Raw genomic sequence first — 17,679 nt, forward strand, 5'->3', positions numbered from 1 at the left:
AAACCCCCTATCATCCCTCCACAGGAGAGAATAGGGGATCCATAGAGGAGAATAAGGGACGCAATACCAAGGTCGCTTCACGGTACGAACCCACTGACAGCGTAGTCAAGGGGACCTGTAGCAACTCCGATAAACGTCCCAAATAGCGCTGTGCAGCCACCGGTAACTCTGCAAGTGAACGAGCCTGATCAATGGGTTCATGCCAACCAGGCCACATCTCATAAACAGGCTCACACTCCGCAATTTGCTCACAACGAGCAGGATACGAAACTAGGGAACGGCCCCTCTGCCCATAACCCACACAAATACCGATCTCATCCAAACCTGTCAACACATCCAAACAATGAACGGCCAAATCCGTGATACCATTGACACGACAGGCATGTTGTGCAGCAAACGCATCAAACCAGCCCACACGACGTGGTCTCCCCGTAGTGGCCCCATACTCCTTACCCACCTCACGGATATGTTCTGCAATCCCCCCCTGCAGCTCCGTAGGAAAGGGCCCGTCCCCTACCCGTGTGGTATAGGCCTTCACTACCCCCAACACGCGCTGAATGCATTGTAGCCCCACCCCAGCACCTACACAAATACCACCGACGGATGGATGCGATGAGGTCACAAAGGGATACGTACCATGGTCCAAATCCAACATCGCACCCTGGGCCCCCTCAAAGAGAATATCCCTCCCCTCCTTGAGCCCCTGGTGAAGCAACCAAGAAACATCAGTCAAATGGGGGGACAAACGATGCGCTGCTTGCCGGTACGCCTCTTCCACCCTATCATCCAACACAGGGGGGGGGGCTGAACAACCATACAGGGACTGCTTTGCCACGTGTGTCTGCCAGGCTATCCTCAACTTCTGGAGAAAAGAATCCACATCTTGCATATCCGCCGCACGCAATCCAACCCGAGCCACCTTATCACCATAGGCAGGACCAATACCCCGCCCTGTAGTCCCAATCCGATCCTGGGAACGAATTTTCTCCTCCGCGCTGTCCATCCAACAATGGGTAGACAAAATCAAATGCGCACGTTCCGAAATGAACAGGTTGTCGATGGGCTTACCCAGTGCTCCCTCCATAATCATGATTTCCTCCACAAGAGCCAACGGGTCCAAAACTACACCATTACCAATCAAACACCGCACACGGGAATGGAGGACCCCTGCCGGCAAGAGATGTAATTTATACATACCATCCGGTGTATGTACCGTATGTCCCGCGTTGTTCCCTCCCTGACAACGTACCACCATCTCCGCATGCTGTGCCAGAAAATCCGTAATCTTGCCCTTACCCTCATCACCCCACTGCATCCCCACAACAGCCACGGTTGTCACCAAAAAAAGCACATCCTTATCAGCTGGACACCCACCTAGGAATGCGAGGTCTCCAAGCTGAGAAATTTATTGTATTTTTTTAAAAATAACAGCTCTATCATCCCCGTAGGACCATTCCGCTGCTTACCAATGATAATTTCAACAATATTTTTCCTTTCCGTATCGGGATCGTAGTAGTCCTCTCGATATAAAAAAGCCACAATATCCGCATCCTGCTCGATGGAGCCTGATTCCCGCAAATCAGATAACATGGGATGCTTATTCTGTCGTTGCTCCACCGCCCTCGATAATTGCGAAAGTGCCATAACGGGGACATTGAATTCCCGCGCCATGAGTTTCAAAGAGCGCGAAATCTCAGAAATTTCTTGTTGGCGATTATCACCACCACGCCCAGTAATGAGTTGCAAATAATCGATGATGACCAAATCGACACCACGCTTTGCCTGCAAACGACGTAACTTGGCACGGATATCGAAAACCGTCACCCCAGGCGTATCATCAATGAATACGGGTGCCTCCGAAAGCACACCGATTGCCATCGCCAGTTTCACCCAGTCCTCATCCGTCAGCTTCCCTGTTCGAAAAACACCTGCATCAATGGTTCCCTCGGCCGACAACATTCGGAGAGCCAGTTGAGGAGCCGACATCTCCAACGTAAAAATGGCTACCGTCTTACCGGAGCGAACCGCCACATTCTGTGCCACATTGAGAGCCAATGCCGTTTTTCCCATGCTGGGTCGCGCTGCCAATACCAACAAATCAGAAACCTTCAGACCCGAAACCATTTGATCAAGATCAATGAATCCTGTTGGCGTCCCACGTAAGCCCATGGGATCCTCCTGGAGCTCCTCGATCTGTGCATAGGACGTAACGAGAACTTCATGCAGGGGCACCAATCCCCCACGACCCGTATGGCGTGACAAATTCATGATTGCCTGCTCGGCTGTATCCAACAAATGGGTCGCATCATCAAAGGGCTCGTAGGCCGATCTCACAATCCCCGTGCCTGTCGCGATCAAACGACGAACCAGCGCCAACTCCTCGACACGTCGCGCATAGTGATCCACGTGTGCTGTTGTCGGCATGCAACCAACCACCTGGGAGAGGTACTCCACACCCCCAGCCTCCTCCACTTGATCCCGGTCCCGTAACCAGGAGAGCAGTGTGGTGGGGTCGATAGCCCTTGCCTGAGCTGCCATTCGTTCCATGGCCGCGAATAATACCTTATGTGCATTTACATAAAAATCATCCGACTTCAACCGATCTTCTACAACCGAAAACACACTGGGATCAAGGAGAATGGAACCCAAAACCGCCTGCTCTGCCCCAACGTCATGGGGAGGAACCCGATCCGGTGCGGACACAGCTACGACCATACCTATATCCCCTTCCTCATTCCCCCTGTTTCACCCACAAGGACAGGTCCGGTCTAAAGACACCCCCCCGCATCCTGCTAGACCGAACCCCCCTCCATAAACAGGAATCTATCCCTTCTCTGCCACCACATCCAGAACCACCTTTGCTGTATACGCCGGATGCAACTTCAGTACCAAATCCTTTCTCCCAATACCGCGAATAGGATCCTTCAAACGAACCACCCTCTTATCGAGTTGGACACCATATTGGGACGCGATGGCTTCACAGATATGAGCCGCTGTAATAGAACCAAACGTTCTCCCCTCCCGACCCACTCGCAAGGTCACTTCCACTTTAGAACCATCGAGTTGCTTTGCCAAACGCTCGGCCTGGGAAACTTCCTCTTGGGATCTCTCCTCCTCACGCTGCTTCCGCTGACGCAACATGGCCAAATTGGCCCGCGTTGCCTTAGCGGCTAACTTGCGAGGCAAAAGAAAATTACGACCATACCCATTCGATACTTCCTTAACCTCTCCTTTTTTCCCCAGACCCCTCACATCATCAAGCAAAATAAGTTGCACCGGCAACCACACTCCCTCTTCTTCCCTAATTCCATAGACTCACGATTGCTCTCCCTGCAAACAAAGAAGCAACCGTTGATGGGCCTCCTCTAATGAAACATCCTCCAACTGACAAGCAGCATGGGTAAGATGACCACCACCCCCCATCCCCTCCATAAACAATTGTACATTGTAACGCCCCGACGAACGGGCACTAATGGACACCACACCATCCATACGTCGCGCAATAGCAAAAGAGGCCTCAACGCCATGCATGGACAAAAGCGTATCCGCTACCTGGGCAATCACCACCTGATCCCCAAAAAAGTCCTCGGGTGCCACCGCAATAGCCAAATCTTTATGCAAAAAATAGGCCCGCCGAACCAGGGCAGTTCGTTGTATATAACGATCCCAATCTTCCTCCAAAAAACTTTGTACAAGCGCCAAATCAGCACCATAGCGGCGCAAAAAAGAAGCCGCATCAAAGGTACGGGCACCGGTACGAACAGAAAAATGGCGCGTGTCCATAACAATACCTGCCAACAAAGCCGTGGCCTCCAAGGGATCCAGGGACAATCGGGTGTTTTGGTACTGCAACAACTCCGCCACAAGCTCACATGTGGAAGAAGCAGAGGGCTCGAGATAAACAAGTACGGGATCGCATACAAACTCCTCTCCCCGCCGATGATGATCAATCACCACAACCCTTTTCGCTGCAGCCAATACCTCCGGTTCCTGTGATAGACTGGGAAGATGAGTATCTACCAACAGTACCAAGGTATCCTCTTCCTGTGCCCAGATTCTGGCCTGATTTGCGCCAACAAAGCGCTTAGACAGAACCTCGTGGTCATCAATCATCCCCTGAAGACGATGAACCGCTGGTGAGGAGGAATCGGATATAATGTGGGCCTTACGACCGTGTAACTCGGCCAGTCGTGACACCCCTAGGCAAGCCCCCAATGAATCTAGGTCCGGCTGTACATGGCCCATCACAAGGACACGCTGGCTTTTACAGACAAGATGAGCCAAACTGCGCGCAACCGTACGCGCACGTACACGCGTTCGCTTTTCGACCGCGTTACTCTGGCCACCATAAAAACGCATCTTTTCTCCCACTTGAACGGCCACCTGGTCCCCTCCACGTACCAAGGCCATATCCAGAGCCTCCCTGGCATGACGGGAACGCTCCGACAATGTCTTCCCCATGCTGGCAATCCCAAGGCTCAGCGTAATGGGAACTCGACAGGAACGGGTCAAATCACGTATCTGATCAAGAATATGGAAACGGGAAGCCATCAACCGCTGCATGGAACGCTGCCGGAGGACAAAGAACATGTGATCGGTATCGATACTCTTGATCACTACATCATTTTCCTCCGCCCATTGGGAAACAGAACCCAAGACGCTGGTAAGCAAAAGGGCACTCTCCTGATCCGGAAGCGTCTGCTTCGCCTCATCACAATTATCAATGTGAAGCAGGCCCAACGCCACCCTCTCATCACGATAACGCTGCTTCAACCTCTCTAGGTGGGTATGGTCGCGTACCAACAGGATTCGGCGATCGATATCGTTTTCCACCTGGAACAAACGATCACCACGCCGAAGCAACATACGACGCTCATCCCCCCGCCAATTGGGAAATAGATCCGTAATGGGCTTACCCAACCAAACGCCCGTTTTTGGGGGATGGGATTCCTTCACCCTATCCAATTGATGGAGGAAGGAATTGTGCCAAATGATCTTCCTATCCTCATTGTACAACAAAACACCCACCGGCAAATGGTCTAGGGCATAACAAGCTGATTCACGTACTTTTTCGCCCAACGATAGTATGTACTGGAACTGCGATCGCTCGAAGACACGATCCAAAATATATTGCACAACCGCCAAGGCACACAACATGCACCCAATGAACACAACAACCCCGATCCGTTCCGATAGAAAAAAAAGGAAAAGGGAGGATAACAAGCCGGCCATTGCCAACATCCGATACCCCGGCCAACGCTTCCCCACCCATCTCGGCATACCGCGCATCTCCCCAGGGTTTTCACGATACATTCCACTAGCATTAGAAACCCTATTGTACCACAAAAAACGATCCTAAATCCCCCTTTATAACCTCTGAACACCAGGGGGGAAATTCAAACTGTCCTATGTCCTCCACCGATCCCGAATCATCGGCAGTAGGCAATCCATAAAACCCAAGACCGTCATCATGAGAAGTAAGGACCACCAAAACAAACAGGCAAAAGCAAGGGGCACGATCACCAACCAACGAAACGCACCCGGATACCATCCCCTCTTCATCCCATAAAAGAGACCCTGGGATAAAAAGGAAAAGCCTTGCACGACAATCAGCGGAAGGAAAATTTGAATAAACCCTAGAAATAAATCCTTCTCCCCCAACGCCAGAATCGCTGCCGGGACAATCGTACCAGCCACTACAAAGGAACGCGGTAGCACCCACGTTCGAAAGGGCGGCAGAGGTTTACTCACACCACCAAGCCTTTGGGACCAACGGGTGGCCACATGATAATTGATAAGAACGACGAGAGACAAAAAAAGAACAACGAAACCGGGAACCCAGAGATGGGCCTGTTGCATGGCTTTCTGAAGAGATTCGTTCACGAAACGAGCAAACTGTTGGGGATCATCTACTCCCAATAGCCTTCCCCAACCTTCAGGGAACTGGAAAAGAGAGGGGGATAACAACCCCTTCCAAAAATCGATGAACCATGTTGCCTGACTTGCCCAAACAAAAAAGAGCACACACCCCAGACAAGCGATCCCACAACTCACCAAGAGTACGTCCATAGAACGATAACGGGGAGACAAGTATAATTTGCCCATGATGATACCCAACATCCATAGAAACAGGAAAAAAGGAAAGAGAGGAAGGAAAAAAAGAATGCAAGGAACACTAAGCAAAAACAGACCCGCCAGGGTCCTTCCCCACGACGCGCGGAGGGACAACATCAACATAGGGAGGGGAATGAAAAAGACAAAGACAGAGAAAAAACAAGAAAAAATAGCCACAATAAATGCCAGGAAAACCCATGGGGAAGAACTAGACAACCCCTTTTTCTGTTCCGATCCCAATACCCTTTCCCCTCCCCCACCAACTCATCCCCTTCAGCCCACAACCTCCATGGAGGAAAACGTAAAGAACAGAGGCGCAACGTAGCATCCACGAAGCCCCCCTGCCGAAATCCAACATACATCTCATTCAATCCGTAGTATACATTCAATCCGTAGTATAAGGAAGTAAAGCCATTTGCCGCGCCCGCTTAATGGCACAGGTGAGCCTACGCTGATACTTGGCACAGGTACCCGTAACACGGCGTGGCAAAACCTTACCACGGTCACTGATGAACTTACTCAACAAACCAACATCCTTGTAGTCAATCACTTCAATCTTGTTGGCAGTAAAATAGCAAACCTTACGCCGTTTATGACTCCTTCGCCTCGCTGCTGCCATTTTCTCCTTCATCCCCCCTACTGGTTACACAAATTTAGAAGGGCAGGTCATCATCCGAAATTGTCACAGGCTTTCCCTCTTCGCTAAAAGGATCCTGACCTGGCGACGATGCAACTGCCGCTGATTCCTGCGTCGCCTGTACGCCTTCTGACCCCTGCCGCCGCTCGTCATCCCCACCCATTGAACGCTGGGATCGGGTATCCAAAAAGCGAACATCATCGGCCACCACATCGGTGGTGTATACGGTTCTTCCATCCTTCTCATATTTCCCTGTCTGAATTCTTCCCTCAACTGCTACCAACGATCCCTTCTTCAGGTGGAATCAAGCCCAATCCATCCCCGCTATGGGAACTGATTGTCTCTTCCCAGAACCGTACAGATACCTTTCAGCATATACGGCTCGCCAGTCATCACCGCAAGGGCCGCAAAATATGGACCTGCGAAAAAAGGGGAAAACGATCCCTTGCCCCCTATAGGCCTCACGCCCAACGGACAAAGACACCCCCCGATGACCTGTTCCCCTTTGCCTCGTTCGCGGCTTTCCCGCGCTCTGACTACTATGGGAACTCCGTTGTCCTATCCCAACGATCCAAAATCAATCATCGTGACGTAGACAATCCCTGCGTTGCCTCAACTTGCCCTTCACAAACCCCTTAGGCCCCCCATTCATTCCTTTTCTTGGATCTTCATCCAATTGGCCAAATCCTCCATCATCCTACGCGGGATGTACCCACAGAGCCAACTACCTAAACACCGTGGGGGAATTTGCCTACCCACCGCCTCCCAGGGTAGGGGTTGTGCGAACCACCTCGGAATTAGGGTTCAAGCAATTCAGCCTTGGCCTTAGGATCTAGCAACACCTGCCGAGGTCGATGTTCTATAGGGCGGACCACATCGCACAAGACATTCTCCTTTGTAAAAAGGAATCACCATGCTATGGTCCCCGCCAGGTTTCCCTGGCACAGGTAAGGTGAGCGTTGTGTCCATGGGACAACAAGATGAGACCTGCACAGGCGCACGTAGTTTGCACATGATTCTGCCAAGCCACGCCAAGCGGTTACGGAAATGAAATCAGCTTCCCTTTCCCCTTGTGCGTTAGTATAACGTCGATCGACAGCCACTGTGAAACGTACCACCGCTATATCCGTAGCGGTCCTACGAAGTTCGAGATCGCGCGTGACTCGCCCTATGAGAACTACGCGATTCAACACGGTCTGAAACCCCTCCCTACGGTCCATGAAACTCGTCTATTTCTCCACCTTGATGGTTAGATGACGCAAAACGTTCTCCTTACTAATGGACAGGTAACGATTCAATTCACGAACTGTCTCCCCATCACCATAAAACCTACACAAGTAATAAGCACCCTCACGAAACTTGTGAATGGCGTAGGCAAAACGACGCTTCCCCACAAGGGATAGATCTACAATCTTCCCACCATGGCCCGTAATCGCAGCAGAAATCCTCGTCCTTATCTCTTCGACATCCGATTCCTTCAGGTCGGGTCGGAGAATGAACATGGTTTCGTATTCCACCTGGGTATCCCTTTGATTTGCCACACTTGTCTCACCCAATCATCTTCACCCCTTTGCAACCATAATCCCCCATACCACCCATAAAATTTTTTTCCAGAAAACGGGACACACGACCACCTAGTACCCCAAAATGCACAGAGTAGGAACATTGTAACACAACGGGCACGAGACAACAAGTTTGTCCCACCCTGGTTATACTAAAATTATATTATACTATATTTTTTATACAACATACAATTTGTAAAAGAAATTCCCACACCATCCCGCACCACACACTGCTCCTGTTGGGTTGCGTCCTCCCAAATTCACAGATTAGGGAGATTTAGGATAAGGGGAATTTTATGAGGAACAAGCGCTTGTACTATCGAAATATTTTGAACATAATCTAGTGCAAAATCCGGAAGGTAAAAATGTAATAAATTATGGATAAGGGGGATGATATTTTTGTTTTTTATGAGGGATTGGGGTCGTCATTTTCTATCGGGGATAAGTTTCGTTTCGCTGGTTACGACATCCTTAAACTCCTCCTCATACCCTGGCTTATGAAAGTAAGGGGGAAGGGGTTGTTTTCAAAAACGCAAATCAAGATTTCGTTGGGGGGAATCCCATAAGCATAAGGCAATAAACCCTTCCCGCGAAGAGTTTACCGATCAGATACCCAACTGATTGGTATTCGATCGGATTGATCTGTCTAGGGGTATTGTTGAAAACCCTCATCAGGAATTTCAAGCATATGTTCATCCATTGGGGAGGAACCTACGAATCAGCGACAGACCTACCTATGCCGCCCGAATTGGGGTTGATGATGCTGCGCCCCAATCTGTTCCAAGTAGGGTTAGGGGAGCATGGGGTGTAAGGAAGACTTGCGACTGGGTTTGTGATTGAATAAACGCTATTACTATATGGGCTCGTGTCCAAGAAAGTTCCCACGATCTTCAGGGTCGAAAGTAAGGGGTGATTCCAGAAATTAGCATATGTTGGGCATGAAATTATACAAAATAAATTATCTAGTAGACTCGGCATCCCAATCGAGACCCGCATAGAACCAGACTCAACACTCATGCCTTATCCGGCTCTTCCCACCCCACATAAATCAACAACGCACAACGTATGTCCACTAGGATGATTGTGTTGACTGCAGGACCGGTGTGATCCTCGTTTTGCATGAGCCCAGTCAGGTGAGCTGGTCCCTTTGCTCCACTCCCATTACGGGGCTTCATGACTACTACGAACCAGTCCGCCCCTGTGTGCAGAGCTCCTCGATATCTCCCAAATTTTACGATCTAGCAATGATCAGCCGTTAGACGTCTGGGGTCTGAAGATTGGGATGGGATGAGAAGAGCCGGATGATGCGAGAGTATCACGTCCGGATCTGTGAGGGACTCGGCTGAAATGCCGGGTCTACTCGACGACAATAGATACTTTATCTATTCCCTGTGGGTTGCATCCCTGATTGGGGATGCAACTGAATATTATAATCATTGCAAAGAAACTATGAAATTATTGTGCATATGAAATCCTATAGACAACCATATAGAATAACGACGTGCAATCCATCCAAGTAATAGTGAATCTAAAAAAATAATGAGAAGACCATACCAATCATACTGTGGGTGTACCAGAGTAAACAAAATACTGGTAATCCAAATACCCACACGTGGTTGGAGAGCACCCCGAAAGAACAACTCTTCTCCAATCGACGGTGCCATTATTATTGCCATACGGGCCGGCCAATCCAACGGTGGAGGCGGGGGATCACTAGATTCAGATAAGGATAAATATAAAAATAAAAATTTATATATAATATTCGATTTTATAAAATCATACCCTATATTAGAAATCCAGGCCCACCCCAAATCTATCACTGTGGGTTTCCTGTCCAGTCCTAATCGAACTAGCATTTCCTTCCAGTTACGAGTAACACCACCACCTATAGCAAATGCAACAATCAATATGTCTTCACAATGTATAAGTAATACAGCCCAACCATCCGCCATCCAATTGAAATGTTCGTATGCGATATTGGGACGGAAAGACTTCGAGAATATAAAACCAATGAAACAGGAGAACATCCACCATACCAATATGCGATGAAGGTATCGTCGGGGATCAAGTCGTAATTTGGATAAGATGTACAATCGAAACGCGGGCCACACAAAAAATATACCTAATGATGAGTACAGAATCATGAGACCACAGAGGGAAATCTGCTCTAATATTGATAAATAGAAAAAATGTGCAGGTGATTACCATTTCTCAACAACAGGTATAAACTTGTTGAATACATGGTCTACCGCCCAAACGCCATACAGTACTGCTAAGAAAGCGTCCACTATCCTACCCCAGCCTTGAAGTAATTCCTTGCGAGAACTATCTTTCAACACCACTGTATGCTGATAGTAAACATGATCAAATCTTACAACAAGTAAAACAAGTAACACCCTAAGCAACATTTTTCCTAAAAAAACCATTGTAACATGCTGAGACATTATCAAACCTCCCCCCCTTCTGCATAGTTCTTCCAAATTTAATCCCTTTTCAACCTCGGACCAGGTCTCTAGACCCCCCAAAATAGAAAATGGTAAAAAAACACAATGGTCCTCAGCCCTGGTATCGAGTAGGACTGGCATCTCAGCCAATCCCCTTACGCCGAGTAGGGCTAGCATTTCAGCTAACCCTCTCATAAAACCACACGTAACTACTACCGCATCATGCGATTCTTATTTTCCCGTAGGATTTTGCCCATTCAGAACCCCAGTCTGGTGTCACGTTCTCCGTACCTTCCTCTGCTGTGTCCTACCGAGTTTCAATCCGATATTGCCCGGTCCAACTTACGATCATCTCCTTATCTCAAATTGTGCACTCAGTTAGACCCGTCGGATCTCGGTCTAACCCACGATCACCCCTTTATTTCAAATTGTGCGTTGACTGGTCCAGGCGAACCCTTCAACCCCTCCGCTCCACCCTCATTACAATGTTTCCATCAGCTACTATGGACTGATTCGACTTCGTGCACGATGTTCTTCGGTTATCTTTGGCTTTTTCATTACGCCTGGCCGTTGTCAGGTGTCCGTACGACGGATCCCCAGGTTTCGTATAAACGCCTAGAAAGAACCAATTACGACCCTCATCGCCTGTACAGACTACTCAACACACAGCTCCCCTAATCATAAAGAAATGGTATTCTACATGGATCCCTCACGCTACAAAGAGACGCACTAGACCCAAACAACGATATATAAACCGCATAGAGCGGAAACAATCAATGTTGCGAACCCGAAGATAAACGAAAATCACGGGGCCACTACCTTTACTTCGATAACAGCTCCACATTTCTAAGAATCCCATACAACTAGAGGGTGGCTAACGACAGAGAGATGAATTTTTATTTAAAAAAGTTGATATAACAATCCCGTCCTATGGTTGTCGTAATCGAATATTGAATATTTTATTTAAGAAAGTACCCTGTTTTTTGGATTGTTATGTTCATCCTAATAAAATATATGTATATTTTATTTTTATAAATATTATTACTAAATATAAACGTCAATAAAACAAAGTTTTGGGTAATAACACTTACAAATGTGGATGGAGGGGGGCGCACCCCCCAACTACATGAACGGCCTCCCACTTTGCTTTGGGAACTGCCCCCTCTTCAGAAGACTTTAGGATTACTGGCTATACTCGCCCTTGAAACGATACTTTGTGGATGAACCATCCGGATTTTTCTTCTCTATCTCACCCTCACAACCGGCGACCCAGAGAGAAACTGCCGCTCCTACAAGAAGTAATGGTACCAATCGCTTAGAACGTGTTTATGCGTTTTTTCTTCCGGATTCTCTACAGATATACCAGTAAAGGGCTGTTCAGAACCCGACAAAACGTTTTCCTGACGATTTTCCCCTGTCATAGATCCTATACCGATAGTTTCTTCCACGGCAGACACCGGCCCAACATTTGTTGTAAACGACCCCAGCATAGCAGAAAAACATGCAACAGTGATAACCGTCTTTCTAATACAGGTACCTTTGCTAAACATTAAACTCAACCACCCCTCACACACTAGTATCTGGACATCCTACCAAGGGACAGGGGACAGGGGACCCGAGTCAAAAATCTAGTCGGTATCGGTCAAGATCAAATCTTACCTCGCCCCGAAGGAGGAATAAACCATCCGCAAAATTCTAACTTATTGGACAAATTAAAGTCAATCCTCCTCGCGAATCGCAAAACAAGTAGCTGGTGCCCCACACGGCCCCCGGCTTCCCTCGATGGGTCTTCAGACCTCCTCTTACCATCAGCATCATCTATCGGTCGGTTCTGAAGAACCTACCTTCATCTTTTCTGCGCCTAGCTTGGCGCACACCTTCCTCAAGCTCCTTATTAATTGCGAAAGTACTACATATGGTTCTATGAGAGGGTTGACTGAGATGCCAGCCCTACTCGACATCTACAGTTTTTTTTTAAAATATTTTTTCGGAAAAAATTTTAAATTTTATTACTTGCCTAAATGTTAGCACAAGAAGAAACAGAATGTAAATTATGATAACTGTCATGACCATAATTTCCTTGATTTTACCCTTCGGATGTCTTATTGACTCCAACATTCCACCGAAATCATCGTAGTAGATCAGCCCCCCGGAAACATAGGTTGATACCCTTTATTGTTTTTATGATAACGATCCCTTATACCATATTCTGTAAAAAGAGCCCGCTTGCCCAGGAGCAGGTGAAACCAAAGGGGGAAGACTAGTTGCATATAAAACAGACAAAGAAGGGAAAGTAAGTAGGAACTGACGTCTTCACTACTCATACCTAAATATTTAACCGATATTTGATATAAATGCAAGGGTAAAGGATAACAGAGGAACAGCAGTAGACCTACGGTTACGAAACGTGGATCCGTTTTATTCTGGCTTTCTTTTCTGCACCAACGTTTTTCGCAATGGATCTGCCATATAAGAACGGTAACCCACCCTGCAACCCCCAGCGTCAGCATCAGAGAAGATTCCCATATCCACAAAAATACGGCCATTGTAAACAAAAACCAACCCAATCCTAACCAACGTAAGACACCCCAACTCCATTTGGATACACCCTTTTGTTGGACCATTCGGGAACACCGCTGTCGATAGTGATGTAGCCAAAGGACACGATCCGTTACATAGAGAAGGTAATCATGGAATGTGTCAAATACAGTCAAGACTCTGAGAACAATCACAAATAAGAGACAAAAAAGGCTAAGTTCCACAACCTGCCAGGGATTCCCGTCAGGTAGAAACAGACGGATGGATACTAGGCCCGTACCGTAGAGGTAGGAGTGAAACAGCATCATGGTTTGGAATGAAAAGGCTAATATAAAAAATCTTATCAGGGTACCTATTGCCACGTTTTTCCTTCGTGGTGAAAACCAGAGTATGGGGGAATCCCTCATTACCCAACCATCCTCCTTCTCCAGAGGGGATGATGAAAATTGTACCCCATGGTTACCGGCCATGCAAATAATTCTGTATTTTCATTTTTCCTATTCTGCGGTATGGGAGATGGGGAAGGTTCGTATCGCTTTTTCCCATTCCGCATGAGTAATGCAAACAAACCCCTTCCATCATTTATGTCTATAAGTATTACTATCCAAAACTTTATTTATTGGTATTGATATTTCATAATAATATAAATAGAAAATAAATGTATTTCATTGGGATGAACATAACAATACAAAATCAGGGTTACTCCCCTGGTACAATCTTCCATACAATAGGAATTGGATACGGTTCTATGAAAGAGCCAGCTGAGATACCATCCCTGCTCAACGATTGATCCATATTCACATTGTATCATGGCAGGATGTCCTCAAAACTAATCAACAATATCAATATAAGAATGGTTCTACCACAGGAAAAAATATCAATAAGTATAAAAATAAACTATGTAAATATATTGTTAAGTAATTTATAGTTTAAATTTACTTATTCCCAAGAATAGTACACGTGAAAATTTAGTACCCACACGGTTATTTTTTATTGAAACCCCAAAAAAGCGGGGGAATAAGGGTAGATAGTTCCTAATTCCGCCCTCTTTTGCTCACGCCAACCAAATCCGATATAAAGCCTAATTTTATTTTTTATATAATATTTTTTATACATGTTAAATTCTATGGGCCTGAGTACCAAGCCCTCTTCCATGATCTTGAAAAGAGGTAACTAACCATCATGGATTGACGCATAATAATGTGAATGAACTGTCTATTACAATATCATGCCGATGTATTCCCGGGGGGATATGGATCAAAGGACCATTACTATCAAATAATCTTAATGTATTTATTGAATTTTAGTGCTGGCCTAGGGGGAGAACCAAATTCCGGGAACGAATGTTCTGAACGGAACTTGTCCGATCGTCCTCTCCCACAACAGCACCATCTATAAATATGACCACAAAATGCCAACGACCATGCATTGAGTTTGGGATCGTAATACTCATGGAAGCACAAATAGAAGGGCACTGTCCATCCTCTTCATGCCACTGTTATTGCACCAGTTGGGTTCCACCGTTCGTCCTGTTGTGTCGCATCAATGGGGTCCCACTGCTCTGCTCGTCCTATTGTCGTACCAATTGGTCCCACTGCTCGTCCTGTTGTCGTACCAATTGGTCCCACTGCTCGTCCTGTTGTCGTACCAGTTGGTCCCACTGTTCGTCCTGTTGTCGCACCAGTTGGTCCCACTGTTCCCTCTGTTCTGGCGTCCTTTGTTCCCATAGTTGTTCCAACCGTGGGTACCATGTCTGTTGCTCCGATTCTTCCAAATGTTGCATCAGTTGCTGCCACAGTTGTTGTTGTAGTTGTCGCACTCCTTCCCCTTGCTGTCGTAACTGAGGTTGCCACAGTTGTTGCCACAGTTGTTGTCGTCGTTCCTCCCATGGCTTCCACTCCTGGTACCATGGCTCCTGCTGCAGTTGTTGCTGTAGTGGTTGCCACTGTTCCCACTGTTTTTTCCACAGTGGTTGCCATTGTTCCCACTGTTGTTGCATCAGTTGGTACTTCTGTTGTCGGAACCCTTTTTTCAGTTGACGCTCCTCCTCTTGCCGTTGGCGCCACGGTTCGTCATAGGTGTAGACTCTCTCGCCCTCAGAGGAAATTTCCTTCAACAATGCATCCGGTTGCGTTATGGGTATAAACCCATACCTGCCCAGTGATTCATGTTGTTGTAACTGATGTGCATCATTCCGTGGTCCCCGTATTTCCCCCCCAGGTTGTTCACCCAAAGCAAAAACGATAGAAGGAAATTCTATACATACGACGGATAAACAAAAAACATATACTGTAGAATGTAGAACACAACGCAACCGTTGGATAGACAACAAGGATCCTCTATTCGTTTCTGCATCAGACATACTATGAAAACCACCCCTACCCTATTGTAAGTACATTATGATAGATGCTACCACAGAAAATGATATAAAAATATTATTGTTATAATTAAATAATATATTTTGTAAACGTTTTCATTATTAATGATATACAAAAGTCTACGTAGAGAGGGCTAGCATAAATAAGTTATAGATGAAAATCATCACTTTATAGAAGGATACACCCAAAAATTCATCACTATCGATCCTTTTTCTGAACCCCCAAAATCAATGAGGGGTAAGGGCAGCTGGTTTCTATTTCCCCCCTTTTGCGCACGCCAAACCAACCCCAAATATCATTCTTTATTGAATTTATATAGTACATCCCACAGGAATAGGGACACGATCCTCCCCCTGATCTTTTTTGGGGATAACGGATGACCCGGGGCCCATGGTAAGCCTATCCTATTGCCCTTCCCCACCTCTCTGTTTGCTCTCCTAATCCACCTACTGCAACCGCACGTAAGCTAGAGTAGATCGAAACCCCTAGTTTCCCAAAGGATGTTCGAGGGTCCAGGCCAACCTCTAGCAGCTCTGTTGCATCTTGTCCGTTGTATCATCCGCCGGAGAGAGGGGAAAGGACCTATGAAGAATAGGCTTCCGTTACCATCTGCCATCCTATAATCATATTACAAAAATATTTACCCGTTCAGAAGGCAGAAGGAGAGCAAATTTAGCCATCTGACAAACCACAATCTTGTGATAAGAGAGAAATAGAGATACTGCGGCTCAGTTTTCTAAGACAACCGTCGGAGAGGGAATGGTCCATCCCCCCCGCTATTATGACTGCATCCGTTGTATCCACTGTTTGTACTGTTGCTCCGCCAGTTGTAACCACTGTTTGCGCTGTTTCTCTGCCAGTTGTAACCACTGTTCGTCCCGTTGTTGTATCCGTTGTACCCACTGTTCTTTCTGTTGTGGCGTACTTTGTTCCCACAGTTGTTCAAACTCTGGGTACCACGACTGTTGCTTCAATTCTTCCATATGTTGATCCAGTTGTTGCTCCTGTTGCTGCCGCAGTGGGTGCACTCCCTCCCTTTGCTTTCGTAACCGGAACAGTTGTTGATGCAGTTGTTGTCGCCGTTCCTCCCATTGCCTCCACTCCTGATACCATGGCTTTTGCTGCAATTGTTGCTGCAGTGGTTGCCACTGCTGCCATTGTTGTTTCCACAGCGGTTGCCACTGCTGCCACTGTTGTTGCTCCAGTTGTTGCTCTTGTCGTTGAAGCCCTTCTACCCATCGACGCTCTTCTTCTAGCTGCTGGCGCCGCGGTCCGTCGCCATAGGTATGGACTCTCCTATCCTTGGGAGAAATTTCTTCCAGCAACGCCCCGGGTTTCGTTATAGGTATAGACCCATACCTGCCCGATGACTCATGTTGTTGGAACTGTTGTTGCCGTTCTGGCTGTGAATCTTTCCATCGTCCCTGCATGATTCCCTCGGGTTGCTCACCCGAGGCAAAAACAGTAGAAGGAGATTCTAGAAATGCGACAGATAAGCAAAAACCATATACCATAGGGTATAGAACACAACGCAACCGTTGGATAGACAACAAAGATCCCCTATTCGCTCTCACATCAGACATGCTATAACCCCTCCCTCATACTAGTAAATGAATCTATAATATGATCTCTTTTCGTCTATATATTTGAATTGTCACTCAACAACGAACACGCCCGGTTGTACCACGATCATCATCCGTATGTAAACCGGCCCTTGGCCCAACCCCAGACCTAAACTACCATTGGGTGGCCTTCAACAGAATTCCAAATTCTATAACGATGATGGCCATAATTCCCTTTATTTTCCCCCCTGAATGTCCTATGGATTGCATCCTCCCGCCAAAATCAACATAAATGAATCAGGCCTCCGAGGAACATGGATGGATCCCCTTTACCGTTTTCATAACAATTCCTTACTATACCCTATTTCTGTGAAAAAGACTAGTTTGCCTAGGAAGGGGCAGAGGAAATGGGGGAAATGGGTGGCATATCGGAGTAAACAAAGA

General features: G+C 47.1%; 18 protein-coding genes. 1 reads left to right on the top strand and 17 read right to left on the bottom strand.

The window, feature by feature from the left end; all coding sequences use genetic code 11:
* Positions 1-10: 10 nt before the first annotated feature.
* The 13 genes from PPRES148_RS01065 to PPRES148_RS12165 all read right to left on the bottom strand — a co-directional run bounded on the left by PPRES148_RS01065 (position 11) and on the right by PPRES148_RS12165 (position 10,757).
* Positions 11-1,339 (bottom strand): adenylosuccinate synthase, encoded by a 1,329-nt coding sequence (locus PPRES148_RS01065; RefSeq protein ID WP_149452835.1) that lies wholly within the window; start codon positions 1,337-1,339, stop codon positions 11-13.
* A gap of 35 nt (positions 1,340-1,374) precedes the next feature.
* Complete coding sequence (gene dnaB, locus PPRES148_RS01070; RefSeq protein WP_149452836.1) at positions 1,375-2,715, bottom strand: replicative DNA helicase; 1,341 nt, start codon at positions 2,713-2,715, stop codon at positions 1,375-1,377.
* 108 nt (positions 2,716-2,823) lie between these two features.
* Positions 2,824-3,276: a 50S ribosomal protein L9 gene (rplI, locus tag PPRES148_RS01075; protein ID WP_187820314.1), complete on the bottom strand. Its 453-nt coding sequence runs from the start codon at positions 3,274-3,276 to the stop codon at positions 2,824-2,826.
* A 39-nt stretch (positions 3,277-3,315) separates the two neighbouring features.
* A complete protein-coding gene (locus tag PPRES148_RS01080; RefSeq protein ID WP_187820315.1) occupies positions 3,316-5,280 on the bottom strand; it encodes a DHH family phosphoesterase in 1,965 nt (654 codons plus the stop codon).
* Between the two features lie 126 nt (positions 5,281-5,406).
* Entirely contained in the window at positions 5,407-6,354 is a 948-nt protein-coding gene (locus tag PPRES148_RS01085; RefSeq protein ID WP_149452839.1) for a DUF2232 domain-containing protein, read from the bottom strand.
* Between the two features lie 145 nt (positions 6,355-6,499).
* The gene (gene rpsR / locus PPRES148_RS01090; protein WP_187820895.1) at positions 6,500-6,733 is read right to left on the bottom strand and encodes a 30S ribosomal protein S18; all 234 of its coding nucleotides are present in this window, start codon (positions 6,731-6,733) and stop codon (positions 6,500-6,502) included.
* 34 nt (positions 6,734-6,767) lie between these two features.
* On the bottom strand, positions 6,768-7,034 hold the full coding sequence (locus tag PPRES148_RS01095) for a single stranded DNA-binding domain-containing protein (protein WP_187820317.1): 267 nt from the start codon (positions 7,032-7,034) through the stop codon (positions 6,768-6,770).
* A 21-nt stretch (positions 7,035-7,055) separates the two neighbouring features.
* Positions 7,056-7,229: a hypothetical protein gene (locus PPRES148_RS10335; protein ID WP_187820318.1), complete on the bottom strand. Its 174-nt coding sequence runs from the start codon at positions 7,227-7,229 to the stop codon at positions 7,056-7,058.
* A gap of 430 nt (positions 7,230-7,659) precedes the next feature.
* Positions 7,660-7,944: a single-stranded DNA-binding protein gene (locus PPRES148_RS01100; RefSeq protein ID WP_149452842.1), complete on the bottom strand. Its 285-nt coding sequence runs from the start codon at positions 7,942-7,944 to the stop codon at positions 7,660-7,662.
* 36 nt (positions 7,945-7,980) lie between these two features.
* On the bottom strand, positions 7,981-8,307 hold the full coding sequence (gene rpsF, locus PPRES148_RS01105) for a 30S ribosomal protein S6 (protein ID WP_149452843.1): 327 nt from the start codon (positions 8,305-8,307) through the stop codon (positions 7,981-7,983).
* Positions 8,308-9,326: 1,019 nt separating this feature from the next.
* Positions 9,327-9,488: a hypothetical protein gene (locus PPRES148_RS10340; protein ID WP_187820319.1), complete on the bottom strand. Its 162-nt coding sequence runs from the start codon at positions 9,486-9,488 to the stop codon at positions 9,327-9,329.
* Between the two features lie 258 nt (positions 9,489-9,746).
* Positions 9,747-10,340, bottom strand: coding sequence for a CPBP family intramembrane glutamic endopeptidase (locus PPRES148_RS01110; RefSeq protein WP_223127896.1), 594 nt, complete (start codon positions 10,338-10,340; stop codon positions 9,747-9,749).
* A 174-nt stretch (positions 10,341-10,514) separates the two neighbouring features.
* On the bottom strand, positions 10,515-10,757 hold the full coding sequence (locus PPRES148_RS12165) for a hypothetical protein (RefSeq protein WP_149452845.1): 243 nt from the start codon (positions 10,755-10,757) through the stop codon (positions 10,515-10,517).
* A gap of 249 nt (positions 10,758-11,006) precedes the next feature.
* Between PPRES148_RS12165 and PPRES148_RS01120 the strand changes: the two genes are divergently transcribed.
* Positions 11,007-11,435 carry a hypothetical protein gene (locus tag PPRES148_RS01120; RefSeq protein ID WP_149452846.1) on the top strand — a complete coding sequence of 143 codons (429 nt, stop codon included), beginning with the start codon at positions 11,007-11,009 and terminating at the stop codon, positions 11,433-11,435.
* Between the two features lie 611 nt (positions 11,436-12,046).
* Here the strand turns inward: PPRES148_RS01120 and PPRES148_RS01125 are convergent.
* The 4 genes from PPRES148_RS01125 to PPRES148_RS10355 all read right to left on the bottom strand — a co-directional run bounded on the left by PPRES148_RS01125 (position 12,047) and on the right by PPRES148_RS10355 (position 17,256).
* Positions 12,047-12,307, bottom strand: a complete 261-nt coding sequence (locus PPRES148_RS01125; protein WP_149452847.1) for a hypothetical protein — start codon at positions 12,305-12,307, stop codon at positions 12,047-12,049.
* Positions 12,308-12,898: 591 nt separating this feature from the next.
* Positions 12,899-13,702 (bottom strand): hypothetical protein, encoded by an 804-nt coding sequence (locus PPRES148_RS01130; RefSeq protein ID WP_149452848.1) that lies wholly within the window; start codon positions 13,700-13,702, stop codon positions 12,899-12,901.
* 1,163 nt (positions 13,703-14,865) lie between these two features.
* Positions 14,866-15,657: a hypothetical protein gene (locus PPRES148_RS01135; RefSeq protein WP_149452849.1), complete on the bottom strand. Its 792-nt coding sequence runs from the start codon at positions 15,655-15,657 to the stop codon at positions 14,866-14,868.
* A 795-nt stretch (positions 15,658-16,452) separates the two neighbouring features.
* On the bottom strand, positions 16,453-17,256 hold the full coding sequence (locus tag PPRES148_RS10355; RefSeq protein ID WP_223127897.1) for a hypothetical protein: 804 nt from the start codon (positions 17,254-17,256) through the stop codon (positions 16,453-16,455).
* Positions 17,257-17,679 lie beyond the last annotated feature (423 nt).

The sequence above is a fragment of the Pasteuria penetrans genome (assembly GCF_900538055.1).
GTDB lineage: Bacteria > Bacillota > Bacilli > Thermoactinomycetales > Thermoactinomycetaceae > Pasteuria > Pasteuria penetrans.

Excerpts from the sequence above, each read along its gene's own strand:
- PPRES148_RS01080 (WP_187820315.1), bottom strand. The coding sequence starts at position 5,280 with ATGCCGAGATGGGTGGGGAAGCGTTGGCCGGGGTATCGGATGTTGGCA.
- PPRES148_RS01110 (WP_223127896.1), bottom strand. The coding sequence starts at position 10,340 with ATGTTCTCCTGTTTCATTGGTTTTATATTCTCGAAGTCTTTCCGTCCC.
- PPRES148_RS01135 (WP_149452849.1), bottom strand. The coding sequence starts at position 15,657 with ATGTCTGATGCAGAAACGAATAGAGGATCCTTGTTGTCTATCCAACGG.
- rpsR (WP_187820895.1), bottom strand. The coding sequence starts at position 6,733 with ATGGCAGCAGCGAGGCGAAGGAGTCATAAACGGCGTAAGGTTTGCTAT.
- PPRES148_RS01125 (WP_149452847.1), bottom strand. The coding sequence starts at position 12,307 with ATGTTTAGCAAAGGTACCTGTATTAGAAAGACGGTTATCACTGTTGCA.
- PPRES148_RS10355 (WP_223127897.1), bottom strand. The coding sequence starts at position 17,256 with ATGTCTGATGTGAGAGCGAATAGGGGATCTTTGTTGTCTATCCAACGG.
- PPRES148_RS01130 (WP_149452848.1), bottom strand. The coding sequence starts at position 13,702 with ATGAGGGATTCCCCCATACTCTGGTTTTCACCACGAAGGAAAAACGTG.
- PPRES148_RS10340 (WP_187820319.1), bottom strand. The coding sequence starts at position 9,488 with ATGAAGCCCCGTAATGGGAGTGGAGCAAAGGGACCAGCTCACCTGACT.
- PPRES148_RS12165 (WP_149452845.1), bottom strand. The coding sequence starts at position 10,757 with ATGTCTCAGCATGTTACAATGGTTTTTTTAGGAAAAATGTTGCTTAGG.
- dnaB (WP_149452836.1), bottom strand. The coding sequence starts at position 2,715 with ATGGTCGTAGCTGTGTCCGCACCGGATCGGGTTCCTCCCCATGACGTT.